This window comes from Herbidospora mongoliensis (genome assembly GCF_001570545.1).
GTDB classification, from domain to species: domain Bacteria; phylum Actinomycetota; class Actinomycetes; order Streptosporangiales; family Streptosporangiaceae; genus Herbidospora; species Herbidospora mongoliensis.
The window spans coordinates 334,816-346,914 of sequence record NZ_BBXD01000012.1; the positions used below are offsets into that span (position 1 = coordinate 334,816).

At 68.0% G+C, this 12,099-nt stretch carries 9 protein-coding genes and 1 tRNA gene; 9 read left to right on the forward strand and 1 reads right to left on the reverse strand.

What is annotated here, in order from left to right:
* Positions 1 to 276: 276 nt before the first annotated feature.
* The 7 genes from ppdK to AW272_RS16420 all read left to right on the forward strand — a co-directional run bounded on the left by ppdK (position 277) and on the right by AW272_RS16420 (position 10,056).
* On the forward strand, positions 277 to 2,874 hold the full coding sequence (gene ppdK / locus AW272_RS16390) for a pyruvate, phosphate dikinase (protein ID WP_066365461.1): 2,598 nt from the start codon (positions 277 to 279) through the stop codon (positions 2,872 to 2,874).
* A 103-nt stretch (positions 2,875 to 2,977) separates the two neighbouring features.
* Positions 2,978 to 4,210, forward strand: a complete 1,233-nt coding sequence (locus AW272_RS16395) for a deoxyguanosinetriphosphate triphosphohydrolase (protein ID WP_083958371.1) — start codon at positions 2,978 to 2,980, stop codon at positions 4,208 to 4,210.
* Positions 4,211 to 4,221: 11 nt separating this feature from the next.
* A complete protein-coding gene (locus AW272_RS16400) occupies positions 4,222 to 5,415 on the forward strand; it encodes an NAD(P)/FAD-dependent oxidoreductase (protein WP_066365466.1) in 1,194 nt (397 codons plus the stop codon).
* 67 nt (positions 5,416 to 5,482) lie between these two features.
* The gene (locus AW272_RS16405; protein ID WP_066365939.1) at positions 5,483 to 6,340 is read left to right on the forward strand and encodes a M23 family metallopeptidase; all 858 of its coding nucleotides are present in this window, start codon (positions 5,483 to 5,485) and stop codon (positions 6,338 to 6,340) included.
* A gap of 9 nt (positions 6,341 to 6,349) precedes the next feature.
* Positions 6,350 to 8,188, forward strand: coding sequence for a DNA primase (gene dnaG / locus AW272_RS16410; RefSeq protein ID WP_066365469.1), 1,839 nt, complete (start codon positions 6,350 to 6,352; stop codon positions 8,186 to 8,188).
* A 177-nt stretch (positions 8,189 to 8,365) separates the two neighbouring features.
* Entirely contained in the window at positions 8,366 to 9,472 is a 1,107-nt protein-coding gene (rpoD, locus tag AW272_RS16415; RefSeq protein ID WP_439649147.1) for an RNA polymerase sigma factor RpoD, read from the forward strand.
* Positions 9,473 to 9,645: 173 nt separating this feature from the next.
* Complete coding sequence (locus AW272_RS16420; RefSeq protein WP_245657573.1) at positions 9,646 to 10,056, forward strand: hypothetical protein; 411 nt, start codon at positions 9,646 to 9,648, stop codon at positions 10,054 to 10,056.
* 68 nt (positions 10,057 to 10,124) lie between these two features.
* Here the strand turns inward: AW272_RS16420 and AW272_RS16425 are convergent, their stop codons facing one another.
* A complete protein-coding gene (locus AW272_RS16425; RefSeq protein WP_066365480.1) occupies positions 10,125 to 10,406 on the reverse strand; it encodes a hypothetical protein in 282 nt (93 codons plus the stop codon).
* Between the two features lie 172 nt (positions 10,407 to 10,578).
* Here AW272_RS16425 and AW272_RS16430 point away from each other — a divergent pair.
* Positions 10,579 to 10,651 (forward strand) — tRNA-Asn (locus AW272_RS16430).
* A 324-nt stretch (positions 10,652 to 10,975) separates the two neighbouring features.
* Complete coding sequence (locus AW272_RS16435; protein ID WP_066365483.1) at positions 10,976 to 12,088, forward strand: nitric oxide synthase oxygenase; 1,113 nt, start codon at positions 10,976 to 10,978, stop codon at positions 12,086 to 12,088.
* Positions 12,089 to 12,099 lie beyond the last annotated feature (11 nt).

A 12,099-nucleotide genomic window follows, 5' to 3' on the forward strand; every position in this document is an offset into this window, starting at 1 on the left:
TTGTCGGAGGGTGATTCCACGATAACAGGGCATTGGTCTGAACCAATTAACGGGGTCGAAACAAAGGTCGTCGGCGAATTGGTTCAGACCAATTTGAGTCTTGTGAAAAAACGGCCGATCTTTACGTTTCGGCGAATTGGATTAGACCGGTTCTACCCGGTCCACCTGCGGGAACACTTATGGATGACAGGTGTGACGTTTCGTGTTGTGCTTATTCGGTAGTGTCCCGCACGCGGGGTGGTTCCGCGATTGAATGGACCCCTGGAGGAGACTGTCGTGCCGAAACTTGTCTATGACTTCACCGAAGGAAACAAAGACCTGAAGGACCTCCTCGGGGGCAAGGGCGCCAATCTCGCGGAAATGACCAACCTCGGCCTGCCGGTCCCGCCCGGGTTCACGATCACCACCGACGCCTGCCGCACGTACATGAAGGACGGTTCCGTACCCGCCGAGGAGATCGGCACGCACCTGGCGAAGCTCGAGGCGGCCATGGGCAAGCAGCTCGGCGATCCCGACGACCCGCTCCTGGTCTCGGTGCGGTCGGGAGCCAAGTTCTCGATGCCGGGGATGATGGAGACGGTTCTCAACATCGGCCTCAACGACCGTTCCGTTCTCGGTCTTGTACGTCAGGCCGGAGACGAGCGGTTCGCCTGGGACTCTTACCGGCGGCTGATCCAGATGTTCGGCAAGACCGTCCTGGACATCGACGGCGACCTGTTCGAAGCGGCCATCGACGAGCTCAAGGCCGGCCGCACCGACCTCGACCTGACGGCCGAGGACTTCAGGGCGCTGGTGGGGACCTACAAGGAGATCGTGCGCCGGGAGAAGGGGCGCGACTTCCCCGAAGACCCCAAAGAGCAGATGGAGCTGGCCATCAAGGCCGTCTTCGACTCCTGGAACGCCGACCGCGCGATCCTCTACCGGCGCCAGGAGCGCATTCCGGGCGACCGCGGCACGGCGGTCAACGTGGTGGCGATGGTCTTCGGCAACCTCGGCATGGACTCGGGCACCGGCGTCGCCTTCACCCGCGACCCGGCCAGCGGCCACCAGGGCGTCTACGGCGACTACCTCCAGAACGCCCAGGGCGAGGACGTCGTGGCCGGCGTCCGCAACACCGTCCCCCTGCAGAACCTGGAGCGGATCGACCCCCACTCCTACACCGAGCTCATGGAGATCATGGCCAAGCTCGAAGGCCACTACCGCGACCTGTGCGACATCGAGTTCACCATCGAGCGCGGCAAGCTCTGGATGCTGCAGACCCGCGTGGGCAAGCGCACCGCCGGCGCCGCCTTCTGCATCGCGACCCAGCTCGTGGACGAGGGCCTGATCGACCTGGATGAGGCTTTGAGAAGAGTCACCGGAGACCAGCTGGCCCAGCTGATGTTCCCCCGCTTCGCGGCCGACCACGGCAACACCGTGCTGACCAAGGGCATGAACGCCTCCCCGGGCGCGGCCGTCGGCAAGGTCGTTTTCTCCTCGTCCCGGGCCAAGGAACTGGCCGCCCGGGGTGAGGCCGTCATCCTGGTCCGCCGGGAGACCAATCCCGACGACCTGGCCGGCATGATCGCCGCCCAGGGCGTGCTGACCTCGCGGGGCGGCAAGACCTCCCACGCCGCCGTCGTCGCCCGGGGTATGGGCAAGACCTGCGTCTGCGGCGCAGAGGAGATCGAGGTCGACGCCCAGGGCAACCGGTTCACCGTCCGCGACGTCGTCGTCGAGGAGGGCGACGTCATCTCCATCGACGGCGGCACCGGCTGCGTCTACCTGGGCGAGGTGCCCGTGGTGGCCTCCCCGGTCGTGGAGTACTTCGAGGGTTCGCGCGACAGCGACGAGCTCGTCAGGGCCGTCGACACGATCATGAGACACGCCGACGAGCGTCGGCGCCTGGGCGTGCGGGCCAACGCCGACACCCCCGAAGACGCCGGGCGGGCCCGCCGGTTCGGCGCCAGCGGCATCGGCCTGTGCCGGACCGAGCACATGTTCCTCGGCGACCGCCGGGTGCTCATCGAGGACCTGATCCTGGCCCACACCCCCGAGGAGCGGCAGGCCGCGCTCGACGCGCTGGAGCCGCTGCAGAAGGCCGACTTCGCCGGGCTGTTCACGGCGATGGAGGGCCTGCCCGTCACGATCCGGCTGATCGACCCGCCGCTGCACGAGTTCCTGCCCGACATCATCGACCTGTCGGTCAAGGTCGCCACCGGCAAGGGGAGCAAGAAGGACCGCCGCCTGCTGGAGGCCGTGCAGCGCCTCCACGAGCAGAACCCGATGCTCGGGCTGCGCGGGGTCCGGCTCGGGCTGGTCGTGCCGGGGCTGTTCGCCATGCAGGTGCGGGCCATCGCCGAGGCCGCCAAGGCCGCCCCGAACGCCAGGCCCGAGATCATGATTCCGCTCGTGGGGGCCGTACAGGAACTGGAGAGCGTGCGTGAGGAGGCCAGGCGGATCCTCGGCGAGGTCGGGGTGGACGCGCTCATCGGCACCATGATCGAGGTGCCGCGCGCCGCGCTGACCGCAGGGCAGATCGCCGAGGCGGCCGAGTTCTTCTCCTTCGGCACCAACGACCTGACCCAGATGACCTGGGGATTCTCCCGCGACGACGTGGAATCGGCGTTCTTCGGCACCTACCTCGACAAGGGCATCTTCGGCGTCTCGCCGTTCGAGTCGCTCGACCGCGACGGCGTCGGCCGCCTGATGAGGGTCGCCGTCGAGGAGGGCCGCAAGGCTCGTCCCGGCATCAAGATGGGCATCTGCGGCGAGCACGGCGGCGACCCCGACTCGGTCCGGTTCTGCGACGAGATCGGCCTCGACTACGTCTCCTGCTCACCGTTCCGGGTGCCGGTCGCCCGGCTGGAGGCGGGCCGGGCCACCGTCCTGTAACAAGCCGCGGGCTTGGGCAATCCAATGTTTCCAACGCGTTTGTCGTGAAGCCCGATATTTGGGGGTACCTTCTAGCTCCCTCGCCGCGACGAAAGGGGGAGCCGTGAGGCCATATGACCAGCACGACGAGGCACGCTGGGTTCCCGAGCCGCCGGGGAATCCGGAGAGAAGCCCATTTGAGCGCGACCGTGCCAGGGTGCTCCACAGTGACGCCCTGCGCAGGCTGGCCAGCAAAACCCAAGTGGTGGCGCCGGTCGACCAGATGATGCACAGCCCGCGCACCCGCCTGACCCATTCCCTGGAGTGCGCCCAGATCGGCCGCGAGATGGGCAAGGCCCTGAACCGCGACCCCGACCTGGTGGAGACCGCCTGCCTGGCCCACGACCTGGGCCACCCGCCGTTCGGCCACAACGGCGAGTTCGCGCTGAACCAGATCGCCGAACGGGCCGGCGGCTTCGAGGGCAACGCCCAGAGCCTGCGCCTGCTCTCACGTCTGGAGGCCAAGGTCATCACCGAGGACGGCGTCAACGCCGGCCTCAACCTGACCAGGGCCACCCTGGATTCCGCGATCAAATACCCGTGGGACCGCTCCTGCGGGGAGAAATACTGCGTCTACCCCGACGACATGCCGATCTTCGAGTGGGTCCGCCAGGGCGCCCCGCCCGGCTCGGTGAGCTTCGAGGCCCAGGTCATGGACTGGGCCGACGACGTCGCCTACTCCGTCCACGACCTGGAAGACGCCCTGCACAGCGGCTACGTCACACCCACCATGCTCCGCGACCCGCAGGAGCGCCTGGAGGTCTGCAAGCTCACCCAGGAGTGGTACCTGCCCGACGCCGACCTGAACGAGCTCGAGGAGACCTTCACCCGCCTGATCGGCGAGCCCCTGTGGCCCGGCCGGTTCGACGGCGGTTTCCCCGACCTGGCCGCCCTGAAGCAGCTCACCAGCACGCTCATCGGCCGCTTCTGCCGCCGCGCCCAGGACGCCACCCGCCAGGCGTACATCCTGGACGAGATCGGCCGCCACGACGCCGACCTGGTCGTGCCCCACGTCACCCGGCTGGAGTGCGCCCTGCTCAAGGGCGTCACCGTCCGGTTCGTGATCGGGGAGGCCGACAACCAGACCGTCCGGGCCCGCCAGCGGGAACTGCTGGCCGAGCTGACCTCGCTCACCATGCTGGGCGCCCCGCACACGCTCCAGCCCGCGCTGCGACCCGCCTTCGAGAACGCCAAAGACGACGCCGCACGGCTGCGGGCGGTGATAGACCAGATCGCGTCGCTGACCGACGCGTCCGCCACGGCGATGCATCGAATGCTGTCCGCCCGAAGCGCGTAGAAGGAGCATCCATGTTCGTCATCATCGGAGCCGGCCTGGCCGGAGCCAAAGCCGCCACCACTCTCCGCGAGGAGGGCCACCAGGGCGGCGTCACGCTCATCGGCGCCGAGCACGAACGCCCCTACGAACGCCCCCCGCTGTCCAAGGGCTACCTCCAGGGTTCCTCCGAACTCGAGAAGGTGTACGTCCATCCCGAGGGCTGGTACCGGGACAACGACGTCGACCTGCGCCTCGGCACCGCCGCGACCCGGATCGACCGGGCGGCCAAAGAGGTCGTGCTGGGGACCGGCGAGCGGGTGGCGTACGAGAAGCTCCTGATCGCGACCGGCGCCACCCCGCGCCCGCTCCCGTTCGAGGGCGCCGACCTCGACGGCGTCCACTACCTGCGCACCGTCGCCGACAGCCAGGCCCTGCGGGCCGCCTTCGCCCACGGCGGCAACGTCGTGGTCATCGGCGGCGGCTGGATCGGCCTGGAGACCGCCGCCGCGGCCCGCAAGGCCGGCTGCGACGTGACCGTGGTCGAGCCCATGGCGACCCCCCTGCTCAAGACGCTGGGCGCCGAGATGGGCGAGATCTTCGCGGGCGTCCACCGCCGCAACGGCGTCGACCTGCGCCTGAACACCAAGGTCGCCCGCCTGGCCGGCGACGGCCACGTGCGCGAGGTCGTGTTGGAGAACGGCGAGACCATCGCCGCCGACGACGTGATCGGCGGCATCGGCGCCGCCCCCAACGTCGAACTGGCCCGCGACGCCGGGCTGGAGATCGGCGGCGGCATCCTCGTCGACGCCTCGCTGCGCTCGAGCGACCCCGACATCTACGCGGCCGGCGACGTCGCCGAGGCGTTCCACCCGCTGCTCGGCCGCCGGATCCGGGTCGAACACTGGGCCAACGCCCTCAACCAGGGCCCCGTGGCCGCCAAGGCGATGCTCGGCCAGGACGTCGTCTACGACCGGGTGCCCTACTTCTACACCGACCAGTTCGAGATCGGCATGGAGTTCTCGGGCGACATCACCGGGGCCGACGACCTGGTCGTCAGGGGCTCCGACCTGGAGTTCATCGCGTTCTGGCTGCGCGAGGGCAAGGTGGTCGCGGGCATGAACGTCAACGTCTGGGACGTCGTCGGCGACATCCAGAAACTGATCCGCTCCGGCGAGACCGCCGACCCGAAGCGACTGGCCGACACCGAGACGCCTTTGGCAGGATGACCTCACCTTCGGTTCAAAGCGGCCGTTGGGTCATCTCGCGTCAGATAACGTCATCAGGGTGGAGATCATGCGACCGGGGATCCTGGCCCTCGTACTGGTCGGCCTGACCGCGGCCTGTAGTGCCCCGGCGGGCGTCGCGGGCGTGAGCACTCATCCTCCCGAGCCCGTCGCCGACGTGGTGGCGCTCGACGATCCGGCGACCCCCGCGCCGGCTTTCATCTCGGCGGCGGTGCCGCCCACCGGTGACGAGCCGGTGCTGCTGCCGCCGCCGAAGCTGTCGAAGTTCGAATACATCTTCCCGGTCAAGGGGTGTGAGGTCAGCTACGCGCGCAAGCTCCTCGTGCTGCCCAAGACGACGATCTGGGCCGACAAGGGGTGCGCGTTCGTGGCGCCTGTGTCGGGGACGGTCCGTGAGGTGAACGTCCAGAACCGGTGGGTGCCCTCGACCGACAAGGGGGGCGACCGGGAGGGCCGGTTCGTCAGCCTGCTGGGCGACGACGGGGTGCTCTACCTGGGTGGCCACCTCGACACGGTGGCCGAAGGGCTCGCACCGGGGACGAAGGTGAAGGCCGGGCAGAAGCTCGGCACGGTCGGGAACACCGGCAACGCCCGGAACACCGCCAGCAACCTCTACTTCGCGATGACCTGGAAGACCGACGCCAACGAGTGGTGGATCCGGCGCGGCATGGTTGAGCCGTGGGACTTCCTCGACGCCTGGAAGAACGGCAACCGCACCTACTCTCCCTTCGCGGAGATGAGGGGCGTCCGGAAGAAGACCGGGCCGCTCCCGGCGTGCTCGGTGGCCTGCGCGTCGAAGCCCGAGGTGAAGGGCGTCGAACGGCCGCGGCCGAAGCCGACGCGCAAGCCGGTCCAGCCGGTCGAGGTGGGGCCGGTGGGCGTCGAGCTGCTCGGCGTGGGTGACTAGACTCACGGCGTGGCAGGCCGGATTGGCGATGAAGACATCGCCCTCGTCAGGGAGCGTTCCCCGATCGCCGACGTGGTCGGTGAATACGTCCAGCTCCGCAACGCCGGAGGCGGCAACCTCAAGGGCCTGTGCCCGTTCCACGACGAGAAGTCGCCCTCCTTCAACGTGACCCCCGCGCGGGGGATGTACTACTGCTTCGGGTGCTCCGAGGGCGGCGACGTCATCTCCTTCCTCCAGCGGATCGACGCGCTGACCTTCGCCGAGTCGGTCGAGCGCCTGGCGGGGCGGGCGGGCATCCAGCTCCGCTACGAGCAGGGCGGCTACGTGCCCGGCCGGCAGCAGGGCGAGCGGTCGCGGCTGATCGACGCCCACAAGGCGGCCGCCGAGTTCTACGTCTCCAACCTCGTCTCGCCCGAGGCCGCCGTCGCCCGCAAGTTCCTGTCGGAGCGCGGGTTCGAGCGCGCCGACGCCGACCACTTCGGGGTCGGTTACGCCCCCAACGAGTGGGAGGCGCTGTCACGTCACCTGCTGGGGCGCGGTTACTCCATCCAGGAGCTGATCAAGGGCGGGCTGGCCCGCGAGGGCCGCCGGGGCCCGATCGACCGGTTCCGTGGCCGCCTGATCTGGCCGATCCGCGACATCACCGGCGACGTCATCGGCTTCGGCGCCCGCAAGCTCCTGGAGAGCGACGACGGCCCGAAATACCTCAACACCCCCGACAGCCCGATCTACCACAAGAGCTCGGTCCTGTACGGCGTCGACCTGGCCAAACGCGAGATCTCCAAGCGTTCCCAGGCGGTCGTGGTCGAGGGCTACACCGACGTGATGGCCCTCCACCTGGCCGGGGTCCCGACCGCCGTGGCGACCTGCGGCACCTCCTTCGGCGAAGACCACATCAAGGTGCTGCGCCGGATCCTGTTCGACCAGGGCCAGGGCGAGGTCATCTTCACCTTCGACGGCGACTCGGCCGGGCAGAAGGCCGCCCTGCGGGCCTTCCAGGACGAGCAGAAGTTCGTCACCCAGACCTTCGTGGCGGTTCAGCCCGACGGGCTCGACCCGTGCGACCTGCGCGTCCAGAAGGGCGACGCGGCCGTCCGCGACCTGGTGGCCAGCCGCGAGCCCCTGTTCGCCTTCGCCATCCGCAGCATGATCGGCCGCTACGACACCAGCACCAACGAGGGCCGCCTGTCCGCCCTCGACGCCGCCGCCCCCGTGGTCGCGTCGATCAAGGACAAGGCCCTGCGCCACATGTACGCCGTCGACCTCGACCGCTGGCTCGGCTTCATGAACGAGCGCCTGGTCGTCGAGCGGGTCACCGAGATCGCGGCCCGGCCGGCCGAGAGCCGCGGCGAGAAGGTGAAAAGGAAAGAGGCGCCGCTCGAGCCGATCGTGCGTTATGAGGTCGAGGCGCTTCAACTGGCGATCCAGCGCCCGGCACTGCTGGGCCCCCAATTCGATGTCCTGGGGGCCGCCGCTTTCACTCGCCCGGAACACGCCGCCCTCTATGAGTTGATCGTCTCATGCGGCGGCACGGTCGCCGGTGGCGCCGGTGGGAGGGAGTGGGTCGAACGCCTGCTCGCGGGCGTCTCCGACGAACTCAGGCCCCTGGTGACCCGTTTGGCGGTCGAGCCCCTGAGGGTGGAGACGAACAGCGAGGAGCGCCATGGGGTCGGGCTTCTGGCCAGGCTCCAAGAGGTTACGGTCGGTCGTCAACTCGACATGCTGAAGGCCACCATGCAGCGCCTGAACCCGGTCGACCAAGCTCAGGACTACAACCGGATGTTCGGCGAACTGGCCGCGCTCGAACAGCAGCGACGGACGTTGAGAGAACGTCTCGGCGGGGCGTGAATATCAAATCCTTTCCGCCCCTCACAGAGGCGAAACACGGGTTTGATATCGATTCGGTAATGACACAGATCTAACCTTCGGTGACAAAAATAGGCCTGCCGTTTTGTTGTGGTTATACCGCAGACTGTGTCCGTGGGTGCATCGGTGCTGCCAAGCGGGCCGCCATCGGTAGACCAGGTGGCGGAGCTCGTCGTTAAGGGAAAGGAGCGCGGAAGCGTCACGGTTGACGACGTGGCCGCCGCGCTCGACCGATCCGAGCTGCCGGCCGACGCGCTGGAACGCGTCGTGCGCATGCTCGCCGAGAACGGAGTGGAGGTCCGCGAGCCCCAGGGCGATGAGGAGACATCCAAACCAGACGAGGAAGACGTCACCAAGAGGGCGCCGACCAGCGACCTGGTAAGGATCTACCTCAGGGAGATCGGCCGGGTTCCGCTGCTCACCGCCGAGGAGGAGGTGGAACTCGCCAAGGCCATAGAGGCCGGCCTCTTCGCGGAGGACAAGCTCTGTGAGAGCCCCGCGATCAGGGTGGCCCGGCCCGAGTTCGAAGATCTTGTCTGGGAGGGCGTACGCGCCAAGCAGCGTCTCATCGAGGCGAACCTGCGGCTCGTCGTCTCCATCGCGAAAAGATATGTCGGCCGTGGAATGTTATTCCTGGATCTGATTCAGGAAGGCAATCTCGGATTGATCCGTGCGGTCGAGAAATTCGACTACACCAAGGGCTACAAGTTCTCTACTTATGCCACGTGGTGGATTCGGCAGGCGATCACCAGAGCCATTGCCGATCAGGCGCGGACGATTCGAATTCCCGTCCACATGGTTGAGACGATCAACAAACTGGTGCGGGTGCAGCGGCAGTTGCACCAGGACCTCGGCCGGGAGCCGGCGCCCGAGGAGATCGCCGCCGAGATGGACCTGCCGATCGACCGGGTCATCGAGATCCAGCGGATCGCGCAGGAGCCCGTCTCCCTGCAGTCGCCCATCGGCGAGGAGGACTCCGACCTCGGAGACTTCATCGAAGACGCCGACGCGGTGGTGCCGATCGAGGCCGCCGCGTTCATCATGCTGCAAGATCAGCTCGACGACATCCTGGCGACGTTGTCGGAGCGTGAACAGCGCATCATCCAGCTCAGGTTCGGCTTGGCCGACGGCCATCCGCGCACGCTGGAGGAGGTCGGCCGCGAGTTCGGGGTGACCCGGGAGCGCATCCGCCAGATCGAGTCCAAGACGCTCGCGAAGCTGCGTCACCCGACGCGCGCCCAGATGCTCCGCGACTACCTGGACTGACCCGTTTTTCGCCGCCCGCCTCGACGCTCTGAGCCGAGGTACGGCGGGCCGTTCTCGGAAACGGCCCGTGCCCCGCAGCCGGGGCACGGGCCGTCCGCTTGTAGGTTTCCGCTATGCCTCTGTTCGGGAACCGCCTGCCCGCCGACGTCCGCGCCCGCCTCGCGGGGGAGCGGGTGCTGAGTTTCGCCCGCACGCCGTCCGGCGACTTCTCCGTCGCGACCTTCGTGGCGCTGCACCTTCCCGGCGGGGAACGGGTGCCCTGGCACACCGTCGACAAGGCCTCGTGGGACGAAACCGGGGTAACCATTACAACCGTGACGGGCGGCGTTTATCGGGTCAATTTGGAAGAGCCTGGCTTCTTGCCTGAAACCATCCGGGAAAGAGTGCAGAACTCCATCGTCGCCAGCCGCTATGTGAAACTCACCACAAACGCGGGGGTCCGCTTCATCGCCCGGCGGATCGCGGACACCGATGTCATCGAATGGGAACTGGCGTTCGACGACGGGATCGACGGCGGAGACCCGGGCGTGCTGGCCGCCGCGGAACAGGCCTTGGAACAGGTCCGCAGGAGCCTCGGCGTCTGATCCTTTTCAAGGGTGCCCCGGCATGAGCGAGGGCCCACCGATTCCGGCGGGCCCTCGTCGTCTCGTTGTCAGGTGATCCGGTTGACCTCTGGGTCTGGCCAGCCTGTCGGGCCGGCTGTGGTCTCCCCGTCCCAGGGGTCAGGCCTACGCAGGAACGGGACTCTGTCCTTGGCCGCCACGGTCATCTTCGACATGCGGGCACCCACCAGACCGGCCGCCTCCTGGACGGCGGGGCTGTCGGACACCCTCTTCGTTGCGCGCACGATCTGCTCGTAGCGCTCACGCCCGGCGCGGGTGCCCAGGACGTATCCAAGACCCAGCCCGGCGGCGAACATCACCTTGTACCGCATCTTCCACCTCCGCGCTTCGCTACCTCGGCCCCTACCCAACGGGTCCACATCTATCCAAACCGGGCCGACTCAAAGGCTGGATCAATGGATGTGACAGACCACCCCCCGAGTGCGCTAATCTAGTTCCGCGCCGCAAGAAAAGCCGCAAGGCAGGAAGCGGGGCACCGCACGATCCCGTGTAGCTCAATCGGCAGAGCAGCCGGCTGTTAACCGGCAGGTTATAGGTTCGAGTCCTATCGCGGGAGCTGCCAGAAGCCCCGGCCTGAGACGTCAGGCCGGGGCTTCTTCGTGTGCGTACACCCCGAGGGCCCTGTCTTTAGGGCAGATTCCGAGCGCGAGCCACGATCGGCCTTCGGCCGCCCGCGTCTCGTTTGACGCTCTGTGGCCGTTGATGCACAGATACAGATGACAAATCTGGGACAACCACCGAAAATGTGATCCGCGCTGTGAAAACAGGCGTGGTCGCCGCGGACCAAAATACGCACCGGCGGTGAGGAGAGGGTCACCGCCACGAGGGTCGTCGTCGCCGCCCGGAACGGCCACCGGCGATCCGCGAGGGGACATTCGCGATGCGGACGTGGTGGAAGAGACCCGACGAGGAAAGAAGCGGCGAGGGGGTCGACTGGGGAGCGGCGGAGGAGTTCGTCCGGCTGCACCATGCCGAGGTGCCCACCGCCGGGCCGGTGGAGGCGCGGCTGCGGGAGATCGCGGCCGAGATCGAGCAGACCGGTGGCTACACCCACACGCTCGACGAACTGACGTTCGGCGCGCGCGTGGCCTGGCGCAACAGTGGCCGGTGCATCGGGCGGCTCTACTGGCAGTCGCTGCGCGTCCGCGACCGGCGCCAGGTCGACACGGCCGACTCGATCGCCGACGAGTGCGTGGCCCATCTGCGGGAGGCGACCAACGGCGGCCGCATCCGGCCGACGATCACCGTGTTCGCCCCCGACCGTCCCGGGCAGCGCGCGGCCCGGATCCGCAACGACCAGCTCATCCGGTACGCCGGCTACGAACGCAACGGCGAGGTCGTCGGCGACCCCGTCCATCTGGAGTTCACCCGGGCGGCCCAGGGGCTCGGCTGGGAGGGCGGCGGCGGCCGGTTCGACGTGCTGCCGCTGCTGATCGACGTCAAAGATCACGTGGAGATGCGGGAGCTGCCGCCGGACGTGATCCTCGAGGTGCCGCTGAGCCATCCGCACTACCCCTGGTTCGCGGAGCTGGGGCTGCGCTGGCACGCCGTCCCGGTGATCTCCAGCATGTGCCTGGAGATCGGCGGGGTCTGCTATCCGGCGGCGCCGTTCAACGGGTGGTACATGGGCACCGAGATCGGCGCCCGCAATCTCGCCGACGCCGGCCGCTACGACCAGCTTCCGGTGATCGCGCGGCGGCTCGGCATGGACACCTCGAGCGACCGCACGCTCTGGCGCGACCACACGCTCGTCGAGCTCAACGTGGCCGTGCTCCACTCCTTCGCCGAGGCGGGGGTGACGATGACCGACCACCACACCGAGGCCAGGCGGTTCATGACCCACGTGGAGAGGGAGGAGCGCTCGGGCCGGGTCTGCCCGGCCGACTGGTCGTGGATCGTCCCGCCCCTGTCGGGGGCGCTGACGCCCGTCTTCCATCGCTACTACGACAACGTGGTTCTGCGCCCGTCCTTCACTCACCATCGGGGGCTGTAGTAGAACATTGT